This window comes from Conexibacter stalactiti, from assembly GCF_033542075.1.
In the GTDB taxonomy this organism is placed as follows: Bacteria; Actinomycetota; Thermoleophilia; order Solirubrobacterales; family Solirubrobacteraceae; genus Conexibacter; species Conexibacter stalactiti.
In genome coordinates this window covers 1-16,961 of sequence record NZ_JAWSTH010000124.1, presented here as the reverse complement: position 1 = coordinate 16,961, position 16,961 = coordinate 1, and the positions used below count along the sequence as shown (strand labels likewise).

Below are 16,961 nucleotides of genomic sequence, written 5' to 3'. Positions count from 1 at the left end.
AGCTGCGCCGTCGCGGCGCCCGCGAGGTGCGGGCGCTCGGCCCCGCCGACCGGCCGCTCGCCGACGCGCTCGCCGCCGCCGGCGCGGAGTTGGAGGCGGCGGCGCGCGGGGTCCTCGGCGGCGGTTGAGGGGCCGTCGCCGTCGGTGGGGGAGGTCTGCGCGACGACAAAAGTCGACCTTTCCAATCGGGTTGCTACGCTTTTCACGCCAGGTCCGCGACAATTCAATCTCCATTGAACTTGATCGGGATTATGGTGTTTGACTGTGACTGGCGAAGCTGACCTCGCGGCGATCGGGACCCTCCTGGCGGACCGGACGCGCGCAACCATCCTGTTGACGCTGCTCAACGGCGGCCTCACCTCGGCGTCGGCACTGGCGGAGCGGGCAGGCGTCTCGCGGCCGCTGGCCAGCGCCCACCTGCGCAAGCTGACCGACGGCGGCCTGCTCGCCGTCGAGCCGCACGGCCGCCAGCGGCTCTACCGCCTCTCCAGCCAGGCGGTCGCCGACGCGCTCGAGGTGCTGATCCTGCTCGCGCCGCCGCTGGTCGTGCGCTCGCTGCGCCAGGCCAACGAGGGGATCGCCCTGCGCCACGGGCGCCTCTGCTACGACCACCTCGCCGGCCGCGCCGGCGTCGCGCTGACCGAGGCGCTCGTCGAAGGCGGCTGGCTGCGGCGCGCCGCCGAGGACTTCGACGTCACGCCGGCCGGCGCCGCCAAGTTCGCCGAGCTGGAGATCGACGTCACGTCGCTCGCCGAGCGGCCGCGCCCGCTGACGCGCGCCTGCCTCGACTGGAGCGAGCGCAGCCATCACCTCGCCGGCGCGCTCGGCGCCGCGCTCGCGAACGAGCTGCTGCGGCGCGGCTGGCTGCAGGCGCGCGAGGCCAGCCGCGTCGTGCTGCTCACCGACGCCGGCCGCGTCGCGCTCGCCGACCACTTCGGGCTCAGCGCCGAGGCGCTCGAGCTGGGCCCCGTCGGCGAGCACGTTCACGACCATCCGCGGCACGACGGCAAGCGGCAGGCGGCATGAGCGACCTCCGTCTCGCCGTCGACGTCGGCGGCACCTTCACCGACCTCGTGCTGTCCGGCGCCGAGGTCGGCCGCCGCAGCTACAAGACCAGCTCGACCCCCGCCGACCCGGCCGCCGGCGTCGTCAACGGCCTCCACACGATCGCCGCCGACCTCGGCATCGACGTCGGCGCGCTGCTGGCGCAGACGCCGGTGATCGTGCACGGCACGACGATCACGACCAACGCGCTGCTGACGCGCACCGGGGCCCGTACCGGCCTGCTCGTGACGCGCGGCTTCCGCGACACGCTGCGGCTGCGCCAGGGCCAGCGCGAGCGCCAGTTCGACTCCCGCAGCGCGCCGCCGGAGCTGCTCGTCCCGCGCTGGCGGGTCCACCCGGTCGGCGGCCGCTTCGACCGCCGCGGCCGCGAGCTGGAGCCGCTCGCCGAGGCCGACGTCGTCGCGGCGGCGCGGGCGCTCGCGCAGGACGGGGTGGAGGCGGTCGCGATCGCGCTGATCTTCTCCTTCCTCGACCCCGCGCACGAGCTGCGCGCGGCCGAGCTGGTGCGGCGCGAGCTGCCCGGCGCCTTCGTCAGCCTGTCGGCGGCGGTCGCGCCCGAGGTGCGCCTCTACGAGCGCACCAGCACCGCCGTCGTCAACGCCTACGTCGGGCCGATCCTGCGCACCTACCTCGACCGCCTCCAGGCGCGCCTGCGCGAGCTGGGCTTCGACGGCTCGCTGCTGGTGATGCAGTCCAACGGCGGCGTCGCGACGCCCGAGGTGGTCGCCGAGCACGCCGTCTCGACGCTGCTGTCGGGGCCGGCCGGCGGGCCGATCGCGGGCGCCGAGGCGGTCGCGCCGCTGGAGCTGCCGAAGGCGATGACGATCGACATGGGCGGCACCAGCTTCGAGGTCAGCCTCGCCCGCGGCGGCGTCACCGACGTGCGCCCCGGCGGCCTGCTCGGCGGCCAGGCGGTCACGACGCCGATGCTCGACATCTCGACGATCGGCGCCGGCGGCGGCTCGATCGCCTGGGTCACCGCCGGCGGGATGCTGCGCGTCGGGCCGCAGAGCGCGGGCGCCCTGCCCGGACCGGCCTGCTACGGCCGCGGCGGCACCGCCGCGACCGTCACCGACGCCGGCCTGCTGCTCGGCTACGTCGGCGGCGAGAGCTTCGGCGGCGGTGAGCTGGCGCTCTCGCGCGTCGCCGCCGAGCAGGCGGTGGGCGCACTCGCGCGGGAGCTGGGCATCGACACGACGGCGGCCGCCGCCGGCATCTACGCGACCGTCAACGCGGCGATGACCGACTCCCTCCGGCTCGTCACCGTCAGCCGCGGCCTCGATCCGCGCGAGTTCGCGCTCGTCGCGGCCGGCGGCGCCGGTCCGGTCCACGCCGCCGCGCTGGCGCGCGACCTCGAGGTCCCGCTCGTCGTCGTCCCGCGCGACGCCTCGGTGCTGTGCGCCGCCGGCATGCTCGTGACCGACTTCGTCCACCACGCCGTGCGGACCGTGTACGGCCGTACGCCCGCGCCGGACGCCGCTGCGCTCGCGGTCGCGTGGGAGGAGCTGGAGGCCGGCGTCGCCGCGCAGCTCGAACGCGAGGGCGTGGCACCGCAGCAGGCGCGCTTCCGCCGCTCGGTCGAGGTCCGCTACGTCGGCCAGGTCCACCAGATCGAACTCGACCTGCCCGACGGGGAGGCGGTCGACGGCGCGCTGCTCGACGGCGTGCTCGCGACCTTCCCGGCGGCCCACCGCGAGCGCTACGGCCACGTGCTCGACGGCGTCGAGCTGGAGCTGGTCAACGTGCGCCTGGAGGCGCGCGGGCCGGCCGGCACGCCGGTCGTCGCGCTCGGCGGCGCACCCGGGGAGCCGGAGCCGGCGCCGCGTGCGGCGCGCGACGCCTGGTTCGACGGCCGCTTCGTCGCCACGCCCGTCTACGACGGCGCGCCGCTCGGCGTCGGCGTGCGGCTGGAGGGGCCGGCGCTGGTCGAGCTGAGCACGAGCACGATCGTGGTGCCGCCCGGCACCGCCCTGACCGTCGCGCCCTCCGGCAGCTACGCGCTGCACGGGGCGGCCGATCCCCTCGCCGACGTCCTCGAACGGCTGTACGCAGGAGGCGTGAGTGTCTAGCACCGCCATCGACCCCGCCGCGACCGCGGGCGCCGCGCCCGTCGCGGCCGCCGCGGCCGGGACCGACCCGGTCGCGGCCGCGATCGTCGCCAACCGGCTCGACGCGATCGCCGAGCACATGGCCGAGACGATGCTGCGCACCTCGCGCTCGCGCATCTTCCAGATCCGCGACTTCGTCACCGGCATCTTCGACGGCGACGGCCGCTGGGTCGCGACGAAGGACTACATCCCCGTGCTCGCCGGCTCGATGCCGAGCGCGCTGGAGGCGGTCCGCGCGCGCTTCGGCGACGACGTCCACGACGGCGACGTCTTCCTCCTCAACGACCCGTACCACGGCAACAACCACCCGCCCGACATGACCGTGCTCAAGCCGGTCTTCCACGCCGGCGAGCTGCTCTTCTGGACGGTCTCCAAGGGCCATCACGCCGACGTCGGCGGAGGCGGTGTCGTCGGCTACAACCCGTACGTCACCGACGCCTGGGAGGACGCGCTGCGGATCCCGCCCGTGCGGCTGGTCGCGAGAGGGATCGAGCAGCGCGACCTGTGGGCGATCATCGCGCTGAACGTGCGCGTGCCCGACTTCGTCGAGGGCGACCTGCACTGCCAGATCGGCGCCGTCACCGTCGGCGCCGAGCAGCTGCGCGCGATGCTCGCCAAGTTCGGCCGCGCGCGCGTCTCCGCCGCGATCGACTACCACCTGGAGGCGTCGCGCCGCCACATGGCGCGCGAGATCTCCGCGCTCGCCGACGGCGTCTACCGTGCCGAGCGCCACCTCGACAGCGGCGGCGCGAACGTGCCCGGTCCGATCCGCGTCGCGGTCGAGGCGCGCGTGGAGGGCGAGCGCGTCACGTTCGACTTCACGGGTTCCGATCCGCAGGTCGCCGGCTACGCCAACTCGACGCTCGCCAACACCGTCGCCTCCTGCATGATCGGCCTGTTCGCGATCGTCGACCCCGACGTGCCGCGCAACGGCGGCTCGCTGGCGCAGTTCGACGTGATCGCCGAGCCCGGCACGATCGTCCACGCGGTCGCGCCGGCGGCGACGACGCTCTGCACGCTGCTGACGTGCGAGACGATCGTCGAGGCGATCTGGCTCGCGCTCGCCGACGCCGCGCCGCGCGGCACGCTCGCCGGCTGGGGCCGCTTCGGCCAGTTCGCCGAGGCCGGCGTCGACGAGCACACCGGCCGCCCGTTCGCCGTCATCAGCTCCTTCACGCTCGCCGGCTCCGGCGCGCTCGACGGCGCCGACGGCTGGGACGGCCTCGGCAGCCCGGTCGCGATGGGCGGCACCTCGGCGCCCGATCCCGAGCTGCACGAGCTGGTCGCGCCGGCCGTGATCGAGCAGGTCGAGCTGGTGCCCGACTCGGCCGGGGCGGGCCGCTGGCGCGGCGGCTTCGGCGCGCTGATCGAGTACCGCCTCGACCAGGACGACGTGACCTCGCTCTGGTACGGCGGCGGCACGACCGAGCAGACGGCGCCGTACGGGCTGCGCGGCGGCCTCGCCGGCAGACCGAACTGGGGCGAGGTCCACCACGCCGACGGCCGCGTCGAGCGGGTCGCGCCGAACACGATCCGCCCGCTCGGCGACGGCGACCGGATGGTCTCGTTCATGGCCGGCGGGGGCGGCTACGGCGATCCCGCCGAGCGCGATCCCGAGGCCGTGCTCGACGACGTCCGCTCCGGGCTCGTCTCGCACGCGGCGGCAGAGCAGCTCTACCGCGTCGCGGTCGCCGGGGCGGGCGGCGCGGCGCAGATCGACAGCGAACGGACCACCGCGCTGCGCTCCTGTCGCGGCTCGTCCTAAACGCCGCTCGCCGCTGACGCGGCGGCGGCGCACGCACCACCCACCACACCCAACGCCTGATCCCGTGGGCCGGTCCCAGCCGGTCGCGGTCGCCCCATCCCTCGAACCGAACCAGGACCGATGCTCACCAGATCCCGCCTCACCTCCGTCAGCGCCGCGCTCGCCGCGCTGCTCGCCGCCGCCGCGCTGAGCGCCTGCGGCAGCGACGACTCCTCCAGCGCCACCGCCGCCGGCGGTGCGACCGGCGCCGCCACGACCGCCGCCTCCTCTGATGCGGGCGGCGGCGTCGAGGCCGCGAAGGCGCTCGTCGCGGAGGCGAGCGAGACGCCGAGATTCGTCGCCCCGCCGGCCTTCGACACCGCCGCCGCGGAGGGCAAGACGGTCTGGTGGATCGGCAACGTCGAGGACCCGATCCTGAGACAGTGGGTCGAGGCCGCCAGAGAGGCGTGGGAGGCCAACGGCGCCGAGCTGCGCGTCTACGACACGAAGGGCTCGATCCCCGAGCACGTCAAGGGCTTCGACCTCGCGATCGCCGGCAAGGCCGACGCGATCGTGCTCGGCGACGGCTTCCCGGCCGTGCAGTTCGCCGCGCAGGTGAAGAGAGCGAAGGACGCGGGGATCCCGTTCTTCAGCCTCGTCACCGGCCAGCCGAGAGAGCAGCCGGAGGTCGACGGGCTCGCGCTCGACGTCTCCTACGACTACCGCCGCGTCGGCCAGCTGCTGGCGGCGTGGGCGATCGCCGACTCCGACGGCACGGCGCAGGGCGTCTTCATCGAGACGCCGGCGATCCCCAGCTCGACGTTCGAGCGCGAGGGCTTCCAGAGAGAGATCGAGGCCAACTGCCCCGACTGCAGATTCGAGTACAAGGAGGTCGAGCAGACCGGCGGCGGCTCCAGCGCCCAGGACGCGCTCGGCAACGTCGCGCGCACCTCGATCCTCTCCAACCCGAAGACGGGCTACGTGATCACCGCCTTCGACAGCCAGGCGCTCTACGCGATGGCCGGCGTGCAGCAGGCCGGCGCCGGCACCAGAGTGAAGCTCGCCGGCTTCAACACGATCGTCCCGCAGATGCAGAACCTGAAGAAGGGCACGCCCTTCAAGATGGACGTCGGCGGTCCCAACGTCTGGCTCGGCTACGCGCTCGCCGACAACGTCATGCGCGAGTGGGCCGGCGAGGAGCTGGTCGAGGATCCGCAGATCGGCTTCAAGCTGTTCACCGAGGAGAACGTCCAGGACCTCAACGTCGACCGCGAGGACGGCACCGAGTGGTATGGCGTCGACTACGGCGAGCTGTTCCGCAGAGACGTGTGGGGGCTGGAGAAGTGACCTCCGCGGCCGACGGCAGCGGCAGCGCGCTCGCGGCGGAGCGGATCTCGAAGACGTTCGGCGCCGTGCGCGTGCTGCACGACGTCGACCTGCGCCTGGCGCGCGGCGAGATCCGCGCGCTCGTCGGCCGCAACGGCTGCGGCAAGTCGACGCTCATCAAGATCCTCGCCGGCGTGCACGCGCCCGACCCCGGCGGGCGCCTGGCGCTCGGCGGGGCGGAGCTGGCGCTGCCGCTCGGCGCCGCGCAGGCGCGCGCCCACGGCCTCGCCTTCGTCCACCAGGACCTGGCGCTGGAGGAGGAGGCGAGCGTCGTCGACAACCTGCTCGTCGGCCGCTTCGCGACCGCCGCCGGCGGCCGCATCCCGTGGCGGCGTGAGCGCCGCCGCGCGCAGGAGGCGCTCGCGCGCTTCGGCGTCGACGTCGACGTGCGCGCGCAGCTGCGCTCGCTGTCGCAGGTCGAGCGGGCGCTCGTCGCGATCGTGCGGGCGCTGCTGGAGCTGCCCGGCGGCGGCGGCGTGCTGGTGCTCGACGAGCCGACCGCCTTCCTGCCGGCCGAGGAGGTCGAGCGGCTGTTCGCCGCCGTCCGCACCGCGGCCGCGAGCGGCACGGCGGTGCTGTACGTCAGCCACCGCCTGGAGGAGGTGCTGGCGCTGGCGAGCACGGTCACGATCCTGCGCGACGGCCGCCACATCGTCACGCGGTCGCTGGAGGGGCTGGGCAAGGAGCAGCTCGTCGAGCTGATCCTCGGCCAGCGGCTGGAGGCCTTCTATCCGACGCTCGAGGCGTCGGCCGGCGCGCCGGTGCTGCGCGCCGAGGGGATCAGCGGCCGCGTCGTGCGCGACCTGTCGCTGACGCTCGGCGGCGGCGAGATCGTCGGCGTCACCGGCCTCGGCGGCTCCGGCTTCGACGAGCTGCCGTACCTGCTGGCGGGTGCCGGCGGGGCGAGCGCGGGCTCAATTTCCCTGGGGGAGCAGCGCTTCGACGCCTCGACGCTCGACCCGGCGCGCGCGATCGCGGCCGGGATCGCGCTGCTGCCGGCCGACCGCCGCCGCCAGAGCGGCGTGCCCGGCCTCTCGGTCGCCGCCAACGTCTCGCTGCCGGCGCTGCGGCGGTTCGCGCGCGCCGGCCGGATCGACCGCCGCGCCGAGCGCGCCGCGGTCGGCGAGCTGATCGAGCGGCTCGGCGTCACCCCGCCCGACGAGCGGCTTCAGCTCGGCCAGCTCTCCGGCGGCAACCAGCAGAAGGCGCTGCTCGGCAAGTGGCTGCAGCTGGAGCCGCGGGTGCTGCTGCTGCACGAGCCGGCGCAGGGCGTCGACGTCGCCGCCAAGCACGAGCTGATGGCGCGCTTCGAGCAGGCGGCCGAGCGCGGCGCGGGCGTGCTGATCGCCAGCGCCGAGCACGAGGACCTCGCCCATCTCTGCCACCGCGTGCTGGTGCTGCACGGCGGCTGCCTCGTCGCCGAGCTGAGCGGCGCGGAGATCAGCGAGGAGCGGATCGCGGAGCTGTCGTTCGGCGGCCTCGTCACGACCATCGAGCAGGAGGCAGCGCATGTCTGAGCAGGCCACCGCCGAGCGACCGGCGACGAGAAGGCGCCGCGCCCATGCCGGCGCCCACGTCGTCGAGCGGTTCGGGCTGCTCGGCGCCTGGGCGCTGGTCGCGCTCGCCTTCGCGATCGCCGAGCCGGCCTTCCGCGACGTCGCGACCGCGCAGATCATCTTCGGCTCGCAGTCGACGCTGCTGATCGTCTCGCTGGCGGTCGTCGTCGTGCTGCTGGCGGGCGAGTTCGACATGTCGGTCGGCGCCGTCGTCTCGGTCTCCGCGACGCTGCTCGTCTACCTCGACGCCGAGCAGGGCTGGCCGCTGCTGGCGGCGCTGGCGGCGGTGCTCGCGATCGGGCTGCTGGTCGGCTCCGTCAACGCCTTCGTCGTGCTGCGCTTCGGCGTGCCGTCGATCGTCGTGACGCTCGGCATGGCGACGCTGATCGCCGGCATCTCGGCCGGGATCGCCGGCACGGCGCCGCGCGGCGGCGTCTCGCAGTCGCTGATCGACACGATCTCCGCGCAGCTGTTCGGGCTGCCGGTCGCCTTCTACCTCGCGCTCGCGGTCGGCTTCGCGCTGTGGTTCTTCGTCGAGCAGACGCCGCGCGGCCGCCACCTCGTCTTCGCCGGCCGCGGCCACGAGGTCGCGCGGCTGGCCGGCCTGCGGCCCGACCGCTACCGCGCCGGCGCGCTGATCGCCGGCTCGCTGCTGGCGGCGCTCGGCGGGATCGTGCTCGTCGGCCTGACCGGCGCCTCCAGCTCCGATGCCGGCAACTCCTTCCTGCTGCCGGCCTTCGCCGCCGCCTTCCTCGGCTCGACGACGATCAAGCCCGGCCAGTTCAACGTCTGGGGCTCGTTCGTCGCCGTCTACTTCCTCGTCACCGGCGTCACCGGGCTGCAGCTGCTCGGCTACACCGGCTGGGTCGAGCAGGTCTTCTACGGCGGCTCGCTGCTGATCGCCGTGATCGTCACGAGAGTCGTCGCGCAGGCGCGAGCGCGCACCGCCGCGAAGGAGGCCGCAGCATGAGGTTCGCCGTCCAACTGCCGCAGAGCGGCCCGCACGCGAGCGCGCGCGGCCTGCTCGACGCCGCCGTCGCGGCCGAGCGGGCCGGGCTCGACACGCTCGCCGTCACCGAGCGGGTGCTGTGGCCGGTCGACCCGGTGCCGCTCGACGCCTCCGGCGCGACCGGCCACCCGCCCGACCACCAGAGAGTGCTGTTCGACCAGCTCGAGGTGCTCGCCGCCGTCGCCGCGGTGACCGAGCGGGTCGAGCTGATCACCGCGATCGTCGTCGCGGTGCTGCAGCCGCCGGCGATCCTCGCGCGCCGCGTCGCGACCGTCGACCAGCTCAGCGGCGGCCGCCTGCGGCTCGGCGTCGGCCAGGGCTGGATGAGAGCCGAGTACGAGGCGGCCGAGGTGCCGTGGAAGCGGCGCGGCGCCGGCTTCGAGGAGCACGTCGGCGCGATGCGCGCCGTCTGGGGCCCCGACCCGATCTCGTACGACGGCCGCTTCTACAGACTGCCGCCGTCGCTGATGGGGCCCAAGCCCGTGCGGCCCGATGGCGTGCCGGTCTACGTCGGCGCCAACGCGCCGGCGGGGATCACGCGCGCGGCCCGCTTCGCCGACGGCTGGCTGCCGGTCGGCGCGCTGAGCGACGACTGGGAGGGGCTGGAGCGCAAGCTGCGCGCCTTCGTCACCGCGACCGACGCGCTCGGCCGCCCGCCGCTGCCCGTCCACCTGCGGCTGCACACGCGCGTGACCGAGCGGTCGCTCGACGGCGCACGCTCACCGCTCTCCGGCACTCCCGAGCAGATCGCCGCCGACCTGGAGCGCGTCGCCGCGCTCGGCGTCGGCGAGGTCTGCCTCAACCAGACGCAGCTCGGCGTTCCCTTCGACGAGCAGCTCGACGCCAGCGTGCGCGTGCGCGCGCTGGCCGGCTCCGGCAGCTCCCCGGCTCCGGCGCCTTCCCCGACCCCGTCCGCGCAGGAGGCCGCGCGATGACAGCAGAACAGACCACCGGCGGCGAACCAGCCGCCGCGATCCTCGGCGACGCGCGCCTGGACCAGGCGCTCGCGCGGATCGCCGAGCGCGCCGCCGAGCACGATCGCGACGGCTCCTTCCCGCACGAGGCGTTCGACGCGCTGCACGCGCTCGGCGTCACCGCGCTGCGCGTGCCGGCGTCCTACGGCGGCGGCGAGGCCGACCTGCCGACGCTCGTGCGCGTGCTGGAGCGGGTCGGCGCGGCCGACCCCTCGGTCGGGCTCGTGCTCGTGTGGCAGTACGTCTTCCACGCCGACCTGTCGCTGCCGGGCAGCCGCTGGCCGGCCGAGCTGCGCGAACGCGTGCTGCGCTCGGCGGTCGCCGAGGGCGGGCTGATCAACGCGCTGCGCGTCGAGCCGCAGCTCGGCACGCCGGCCCGCGGCGGTCTGCCGGAGACGGTCGGCCGGCAGCTGCCCGACGGCCGCTGGGAGCTGCGCGGCCACAAGACCTACTGCACCGGCATCCCGGCGCTGCGCTGGCTGCTGGTGTGGGGCCGCACCGACGAGCAGGAGCCGCGCGTCGGCAACTTCCTCGTCGCGGCGCCGGCCGACGGCTACCGCGTCGAGCAGACGTGGGACCACATCGGCCTGCGCGCCTCGCGCAGCGATGACGTGATCTTCGAGCGCGTGACGCTGCCGGCTGACAACGCCGTCGACGTGCGCCTGCCGGCCGAGTGGAACGAGCCGGCCGCGCACGCCTCGCGCGGCCGCGCGGCGCTCTTCATCGCCGCCAACTACCTCGGCGTCGCGCTCGCCGCGCGCGACTGGCTGACGCGCTACCTCAACGAGCGCACGCCGACCAACCTCGGCAGACCGCTCGCGTCGCTGCCGCGCTTCCAGGAGGCGGTCGGGGAGATCGAGGCGCTGCTGGAGAGCGCGCGGCTGCACGTGCGCGACGCCGCCGCCGAGCTGGAGCGCGGCGGCGATCCGGCGCGGGCGATGCTGGCAAAGCACGTCGCCACCGCCAACGCGATCGCGTCGATCGAGCTGGGTCTGAGACTGACCGGCAACCCGGGGCTGACGCGGCGCAACCCGCTCGAGCGCCACCATCGCGACGCGCTCACCGGGCGCGTCCACACGCCGCAGAGCGACACGGTGCTGACGCAGCTCGGCGCCGCCGCGCTGCGGCGGGCGGCGGCGGGCGCCGGCGCCGGCTCGGAGGGCGGCCGATGAGCGTCGTCGCGGAGGTGACCGAGTTCACCGACCCCGGCTGCATCTGGTCGTGGTCGAGCGAGCCGTACCTGCGCTGGCTGCGCGCCCGCTACGGCGAGCAGCTGGGGTGGAGGCGCGTCTTCGGCGTGCAGGTCGACGACCTCGCGCGCACCCATCCCGGCAGGGATCCGGTCGCCGACGCGGAGGAGTTTCGTGCCGGCTGGCTGGAGGTCGCCGCCCACACCGGGGCGCCGATCACCGCGCGGCTGACCGCGATGAACCGCTCGACAGTGCCGGCCAGCCGTGCCGCGAAGGCGGCCGAGGCGCAGGGGCCGGCGGTCGCCGAGGCCGTGCTGCGGCGGCTGCGCGAGTCACTCTTCGTCGACGGCGTGGCGCCTGACGACGACGCGCGCATTGCGGACGCGCTGCGCGGTGTCGCGGGGCTCGACCTCGCGCGGCTGCTCGCCGATGCGGCGAGCGCTCCGGTCATCGCGGCCGTCGAGGCCGACTGGGCGCTGACGCGCAGACCACGGCCGGAGGTGATCGACCGCAGCGGGCCCGGCCCCAACCCGGGCGCCGCGAAGCCCGACGGCGAGCACCTGCGCTACGGCTTCCCGACGCTCGTCGTGCGCGGCAGCGGCGGCGTGCGCGTGCTGGCCGGCTGGCAGGCGCCGCAGGCGCACGCGGCGACGCTGGAGCAGGCGGCGCCGGAGCTGGTCGCGCGACCGCTCGCGTTGAGCGCCGCCGAGGCGCTCGCCCGTTACGGCTCGCTGACGGCCGTCGAGCTGGAGCTGCTGACCGACGACGGCGCCGCCGGCCTGCCGGCCGGCGCCGTCCGCGTCGAGAGCGCGACGCGGCCGCTGTGGCTGGCGGCGGGGGAGACGGCGGAGCGCGGCGTGGCCGCGAGCGGGGCGACGGCGGCGTGAGCGAGACGGCGCCGCGCACCAGCTCTCGGCGCGGCGTCGACGGCGCCGCGCTGCGCGCCGCGATGGGCCACTTCGCGACCGGCGTCACGATCGTCACCGCGGCCGCCGACGGCGTCCCCAGCGGCGGGACGGCCAACGCCGTCACGTCGCTGTCGCTGTCGCCGCCGCTGGCGCTCGTCTGCCTGCGCGAGGGATCGCTGACGCTGGCGACGCTGCTGCGCGCCCGCAGCTTCGCGTTCAACGTGCTCGGACGCGATCAGGAGCCGCTGGCGCTGCGCTTCGCCGCGCCGGGCGGCCCGCCGGCCGCGCGCTTCGACGGCGTCGGCTGGCAGGCGGGGGAGAGCGGCGCGCCGCTGCTCGACGGCGTCGTCGCGACGGTCGAGTGCGCGCTGCACGACGTCGCCGAGGGCGGCGACCACCGCGTCGTGATCGGCCGCGTGCTGGCCGTCCGCCACCCGCCGCACCACGCGCCCCCGCTGGTCTTCCACCGGGGGCGCTTCACGGGGCTCGACGCGGCGGCTTAGGGGCGCGGCGCCTCGTCGGCGCCGTCGATGCCGTCGGTCGACCAGAGGCTGTCGAGGTTGACGACGATCTCCTCCGGGGTCGTGCGCGCGAGGACGACGATCGCGTCCTCCTCGCGGCCGAGGTTCTCCTCACGATGCGGCACCCACGCCGGCACGTAGACGAAGTCGCCCGGACCGGCGTGGACGGTCACTTCCTCGCCGTCGGTCAGGAAGACGAACTGCGGGTTGCCCGAGACGATGTAGATGCCGCTCTCGGCAGGACCGTGGTGGTGATCGCCGCTGGTCTCGCCGGCCTTGACGGTGTTGCCGCCCATCCACAGTCCTCTGGAGCCGACGAGCCCGCCGGAGATCGCGGCGAAGCGGCGCATCCCGGGGGTCTGGGCGGTCTCGGCGCTGCGGGTCTCGCTCGTCGAGACGACGAGCGGCCGGCGCCAGAACGGCGTGGTGCCGGCGGTTGGGGGCGTCGTGGACATGGTGGTCTCCTGGCTGCGCGTGGGTGGAACTTCCAGCATGCCCGCGTGACGGTTCAACGGGGTGTGAATCGTTGGCTACGCGGGCGTGGCGGCCGGCGCCCACGCCGCGGCGGTCGCGGGGTCGGCGAGGTAGTCGGCGAAGCTCCGCGGCGGGTGGCCGGTGACGCGCTCGACGGCGTCGGTGGTCGCGGCGTTGGCGCCGGAGCGCACCACCTCGCTCAACAGGATCAGCAGCAGCTCGGCGTAGTCGCGCGGCACGCCGGCGGTGAGCGTCTGCTCCAGCCAGCGGGCGGGCGGCAGGTCGACGTGGACGACGGGGCCGCCGACGACCGTCGAGATCCGCTCGGCGACCTCGGCGAACGTCAGCGCCTCCGGGCCGGTCAGCGTCAGCTGCTGGCCGGCGTGGGCGGCCGGGTCCAGCAGCGTCGCGGCCGCGACCTCGGCGATGTCGTCGGCATGGACGAACGCCTCGGCGCCGTCGCCGGTCGGCGCCGCGATCTCGTGGTCCTGGGCGATCGCCGGCTGGAAGACGTACTCGCTGAAGTTCTGCATGAACCAGCCGGGGCGCAGGATCGCGTGCGTCAGCCCCGCGCGGCCGATCAGGTCCAGCTCGGTCGCCCGCGCCGGCGCCTCGGCGGGCGCGTGCTCGACGCCGCGCGCGCTCAGCAGCGTGACGTGGCGGACCCCGGCCGCCTCGGCGCGGTCGAGCAGCGCGGCGACCTGCGGCGGGTAGTCGAGCCGCAGCGCCGGCGGCACGAGGTAGAGCGCGTCGGCGCCGTCGAGCGCGGCGGCGTGGGTGGCCGGGTCGTGCCAGTCGAAGCGGACGTCGGCGCCGCTGCGCGCGGCGGTGCGGACGTCGGCGCCGGCGGCGCGCAGGCGGGCGGCGAGGCGGCGGCCGGTCTTGCCGGTGCCGCCGAGGACGGTGATGGTCTGTGAAGTGGTCATGGAGCGAGTGAATCGGAATGTCGCGAGACGTTCCATGCTGTAATGGCTCAAATGGATGCTCCAGCGTCTCCCGTCGGCGACGTTCTCTCCGACTACCTCGAACGCTCGCGCGCTCGCGGCGCGGCCTTCTCGCACTCGACCGCGCGCGGTCGCTGGGGCGTCCGCTTCGAGCCCGTCGCCGGCGTCGCCGTCCATGTGATCGTCGACGGCGAGACATGGCTGTGGAGCGACGACCCGGCCGCGGCGCTGCGGCTGGCGCCCGGCGACGTCGCGCTCGTGCGCGGTGACGTCGTCCACCAGTTGGCGAGCGCCGCGGGCGCGTCATGCCGGCCGCTTGCCGAGGTCACCGCCGCCGGTCCGGAGCCGGGCAGCGCGCGCCGCTACGCGTTCGGCAGCGGGGATGGGGAGGAGGCGGTCTTCTGCTGCGGCGCCTACCGCTTCGAGGGCGACCTCTGCGACGGCCTGATCGCCGCGCTGCCGCCGCTGGCGCGCGTGCGGCCGGCGGCCGGCTCGCCGTTGCGCGCGACCGCCGACCTGCTCGCGCACGAGATGGAGCACGAGCAGCCCGGCCAGCAGACGTTGCTCGACCGGCTCCTCGACGTCGCGTTGATCCACCTCCTGCGCGAGCAGTTCGGGGACGAGCAGGCGCATCCGCCGGCGTGGTTCCGCGCCTCCTCCGACGCCCAGGTCGGCGCGGCGCTGCAGGCGCTCCACGGCGATCCCGCCCATGCCTGGACGGTCGCCGAGCTGGCCGCGCAGGCGTCGCTCTCGCGCGCCGCCTTCGCGCGCCGTTTCACGGCGCTGCTCGGCGTCGCTCCGCTGACGTATCTCGCCGACTGGCGGATGGCGCTGGCGCGCGAGCGCCTGCGCGGCGGCGACGAGCCGCTCGCCGCGGTGGCGGCGGCCGTCGGCTACGCGTCGGAGTTCTCCTTCGCGGCTGCCTTCAAGCGCCGGCACGGCGTCGCGCCGGGACGCTGGCGCGTGCAACGTGCCGCCGCAGGCGACGAAGACGCGGACGTGAACGCGGGTCTCGCGCCGCCGCATGCGACGCCGATGACGGGACCGCCGTTCAGCGTGTGAACAGCAGCAGCCGCTGACCGCACTCGGGCAGTGAGAGCGACGACCAGGTCGCCGTGATCGCGCCGCGCTCGGGATCGGCGAGCCGTACGCGCCCGTGGCGCGCCTCCTCGACGTGCTGCTCCGCCCACAGCTTCGCGAACAGCGGGCTGGTGCGGGCGACGCGGGCGACGAGCGCGGCCGTGTCCGGATCCTCGGCGGGGACGGGGCGGCGGGCGCGCAGGCCGGCGACGAGCGCGACCGCCAGCTCGTCTGGCGCGTGCTCGTCCGGCGCGTGCTCGTCCGGCGCGTGCTCGTCCGGCGTCTGCTCGTCCGGCGCGTGCTCGTCCGGCGTCGGCTCCTCCGACGTTCGCTCGGCTGGCATCTGCTCCTCACGCGTCTGCTCGGCCGGTGGGGCGGCCGCGGTCGCGGGCTGCGCGCAGAACAGCAGCCACAGCAGGTTGCGCTCGTGCGCGGGGCGCGCGTCGAGATCGCCGAACAGCGCCGTGGCCGGGCGGTTCCAGGCGAGCAGCTCCGCGCGCGTGCCGACGACGAGCGCGGGATCGTCGCGGTAGGTGCGCAGCAGCGCGCGGGTCTCGGGCGCGACGGCGGCGACGAGCGTCGGCGGCGGCCCGGCGCGCCGCGCGAGGCGGTGGAGGTGGAGCCGCTCGGGCTCGCTCAGGAGCAGGGCGCGGGCGAGCGCGTCGAGCACCGCCGGGGTCGGGTCGCCGGCGCGGCCCTGCTCGACGCGCGCGTAGTAGTCGACCGCGACGCCGGCCAGCTCGGCGACCTCGGCGCGGCGCAGGCCCGGGGTGCGGCGGCGGCCGGCGTCGTCGGCGCCGGTGAGGCCGATCGCCGCGGGCGCGAGCCGCTCGCGTCGCGCGCGCAGGAACCGTCCCAGCTCGCTCATCGCGTGCCGTCCGCGCCGCGCTTTGCGCAGAACGCGCCGCGCTTTGCGCAGAACGCGCCGCGCTTTGCGCAGAACGCGCCGCGCTTTGCGCAGAACGCGCCGCGCTTTGCGCAGAACGCGCCGCGCTTTGCGCAGAACGCGCCGCGCTTTGCGCAGAACGCGCCGCGATTCTCGCAAGGCGCGCCGGCGCTCATCGGCGCGCGCAGGGGGGACCGTCTCGGTCCCTTGTCGGCGCGCGCGCCGCGCGTGACCGTGTCGGCATGACACCACCACTGCTCGACGACAAGGTCTGCATCATCACCGGCGCCAGCGGCGGGGTCGGCTCCGCCGCCGCCCGGCTGTTCACCCAGGAAGGGGCGCGGGTCGTGCTCGCCTCGCGCGCGAGCGACGCGATCGAGGCGCTCGCGCGGGAGCTGCGCGCCGCCGGCCACGATGCGATCGCCGTCGCCGCCGACATCGCGACCGCCGCCGGGGCGCGGGCGGCCGTCGACGCCGCGCTCGCGCGGCACGGCCGGCTCGACGCCGCCTTCGACAACGCCGGCACCGGCCATCCCGGCACGCTGCTCGCCGACCTCGACGAGTCCGCCTGGGACGAGGTCAACGGCGTCAACGCGCGCGGCACCTTCCTCTGCCTGCGCGCGCAGATCCCGGCGATCGTCAGCAGCGGCGGCGGCGCGGTCGTCGTCACGAGCGCCGTCAGCGGCTTCGCGGCGACGAGCGGGCTCGGCGCCTATCCCGCCTCCAAGCACGCGATCCACGGCCTCGTGAAGACGGCCGCCGCCGACTACGCCGCCGACGGCGTGCGCGTCAACGCGGTCGCGCCCGGGGTGACGCTGAGCCCGGTCGTCAAGCAGCTGCTCGCGGCGGAGCCGGCGATCGCGCAGCGGCTCGACGCCGCGACGCCGCTCGGCCGCGCCGCCGAGCCGCACGAGGTCGCGGAGGCGGCCGCCTGGCTGCTGAGCGACCGCGCCTCGTACGTCACCGGCGCCGTGCTGCCGGTCGACGGCGGGATGATCGCCGTGCACGCCTGACCGCCTATCCGCCGGCGCGCGCCACGCGCGCGCCGGTCGCTCCGCTCGTCGCGTCGCCGGGCGCTCCGCCCGCCAGGTCGCCGGCCGCGCCGCCGGCCGCGCC

Annotated in this window: 16 protein-coding genes; 13 read left to right on the top strand and 3 right to left on the bottom strand. The window is 75.6% G+C overall.

Features of this window, described 5'->3' with window-relative positions:
* The first annotated feature begins 264 nt into the window (after nucleotides 1–264).
* The 10 genes from R7226_RS27795 (at nucleotide 265) to R7226_RS27750 (ending at nucleotide 12,443) form a co-directional block, all read left to right on the top strand.
* Nucleotides 265–1,026: an ArsR/SmtB family transcription factor gene (locus R7226_RS27795; protein WP_318600665.1), complete on the top strand. Its 762-nt coding sequence runs from the start codon at nucleotides 265–267 to the stop codon at nucleotides 1,024–1,026.
* Nucleotides 1,023–3,134, top strand: coding sequence for a hydantoinase/oxoprolinase family protein (locus R7226_RS27790; RefSeq protein WP_318600664.1), 2,112 nt, complete (start codon nucleotides 1,023–1,025; stop codon nucleotides 3,132–3,134). Before R7226_RS27795 ends, R7226_RS27790 begins: the two co-directional genes overlap by 4 nt.
* Nucleotides 3,127–4,938 (top strand): hydantoinase B/oxoprolinase family protein, encoded by a 1,812-nt coding sequence (locus R7226_RS27785; protein ID WP_318600663.1) that lies wholly within the window; start codon nucleotides 3,127–3,129, stop codon nucleotides 4,936–4,938. Before R7226_RS27790 ends, R7226_RS27785 begins: the two co-directional genes overlap by 8 nt.
* A 120-nt stretch (nucleotides 4,939–5,058) precedes the next feature.
* Nucleotides 5,059–6,264, top strand: coding sequence for a sugar ABC transporter substrate-binding protein (locus R7226_RS27780; RefSeq protein ID WP_318600662.1), 1,206 nt, complete (start codon nucleotides 5,059–5,061; stop codon nucleotides 6,262–6,264).
* Nucleotides 6,261–7,820, top strand: coding sequence for a sugar ABC transporter ATP-binding protein (locus R7226_RS27775; protein ID WP_318600661.1), 1,560 nt, complete (start codon nucleotides 6,261–6,263; stop codon nucleotides 7,818–7,820). The genes R7226_RS27780 and R7226_RS27775 overlap by 4 nt, the downstream gene beginning before the upstream one ends.
* Nucleotides 7,813–8,829 (top strand): ABC transporter permease, encoded by a 1,017-nt coding sequence (locus R7226_RS27770; protein WP_318600659.1) that lies wholly within the window; start codon nucleotides 7,813–7,815, stop codon nucleotides 8,827–8,829. The genes R7226_RS27775 and R7226_RS27770 overlap by 8 nt, the downstream gene beginning before the upstream one ends.
* Nucleotides 8,826–9,803, top strand: coding sequence for a TIGR03619 family F420-dependent LLM class oxidoreductase (locus R7226_RS27765; RefSeq protein WP_318600658.1), 978 nt, complete (start codon nucleotides 8,826–8,828; stop codon nucleotides 9,801–9,803). The genes R7226_RS27770 and R7226_RS27765 overlap by 4 nt, the downstream gene beginning before the upstream one ends.
* Nucleotides 9,800–11,014 (top strand): acyl-CoA dehydrogenase family protein, encoded by a 1,215-nt coding sequence (locus tag R7226_RS27760; RefSeq protein ID WP_318600657.1) that lies wholly within the window; start codon nucleotides 9,800–9,802, stop codon nucleotides 11,012–11,014. The genes R7226_RS27765 and R7226_RS27760 overlap by 4 nt, the downstream gene beginning before the upstream one ends.
* Nucleotides 11,011–11,919 carry a DsbA family oxidoreductase gene (locus R7226_RS27755; RefSeq protein WP_318600656.1) on the top strand — a complete coding sequence of 303 codons (909 nt, stop codon included), beginning with the start codon at nucleotides 11,011–11,013 and terminating at the stop codon, nucleotides 11,917–11,919. Before R7226_RS27760 ends, R7226_RS27755 begins: the two co-directional genes overlap by 4 nt.
* Entirely contained in the window at nucleotides 11,916–12,443 is a 528-nt protein-coding gene (locus R7226_RS27750) for a flavin reductase family protein (RefSeq protein WP_318600654.1), read from the top strand. The genes R7226_RS27755 and R7226_RS27750 overlap by 4 nt, the downstream gene beginning before the upstream one ends.
* On the opposite strand, the gene R7226_RS27745 is transcribed toward R7226_RS27750, so the two are convergent.
* Nucleotides 12,440–12,916 (bottom strand): cupin domain-containing protein, encoded by a 477-nt coding sequence (locus R7226_RS27745; RefSeq protein WP_318600652.1) that lies wholly within the window; start codon nucleotides 12,914–12,916, stop codon nucleotides 12,440–12,442. The genes R7226_RS27750 and R7226_RS27745 overlap by 4 nt on opposite strands.
* Before the next feature lie 75 nt (nucleotides 12,917–12,991).
* Nucleotides 12,992–13,861 (bottom strand): NmrA family NAD(P)-binding protein, encoded by an 870-nt coding sequence (locus R7226_RS27740; RefSeq protein WP_318600651.1) that lies wholly within the window; start codon nucleotides 13,859–13,861, stop codon nucleotides 12,992–12,994.
* Nucleotides 13,862–13,912: 51 nt separating this feature from the next.
* Here R7226_RS27740 and R7226_RS27735 point away from each other — a divergent pair, with 51 nt between their 5' ends.
* Nucleotides 13,913–14,941 (top strand): AraC family transcriptional regulator, encoded by a 1,029-nt coding sequence (locus R7226_RS27735; RefSeq protein ID WP_318600650.1) that lies wholly within the window; start codon nucleotides 13,913–13,915, stop codon nucleotides 14,939–14,941.
* Here the strand turns inward: R7226_RS27735 and R7226_RS27730 are convergent.
* The gene (locus tag R7226_RS27730; RefSeq protein WP_318600649.1) at nucleotides 14,931–15,827 is read right to left on the bottom strand and encodes a helix-turn-helix transcriptional regulator; all 897 of its coding nucleotides are present in this window, start codon (nucleotides 15,825–15,827) and stop codon (nucleotides 14,931–14,933) included. The genes R7226_RS27735 and R7226_RS27730 overlap by 11 nt on opposite strands.
* A 3-nt stretch (nucleotides 15,828–15,830) precedes the next feature.
* On the opposite strand from R7226_RS27730, the gene R7226_RS27725 reads away from it, so the two are divergent.
* Both R7226_RS27725 and R7226_RS27720 read left to right on the top strand, forming a co-directional pair.
* On the top strand, nucleotides 15,831–16,091 hold the full coding sequence (locus R7226_RS27725) for a hypothetical protein (RefSeq protein ID WP_318600648.1): 261 nt from the start codon (nucleotides 15,831–15,833) through the stop codon (nucleotides 16,089–16,091).
* Nucleotides 16,088–16,858, top strand: a complete 771-nt coding sequence (locus tag R7226_RS27720; RefSeq protein ID WP_318600647.1) for an SDR family NAD(P)-dependent oxidoreductase — start codon at nucleotides 16,088–16,090, stop codon at nucleotides 16,856–16,858. Before R7226_RS27725 ends, R7226_RS27720 begins: the two co-directional genes overlap by 4 nt.
* Nucleotides 16,859–16,961 lie beyond the last annotated feature (103 nt).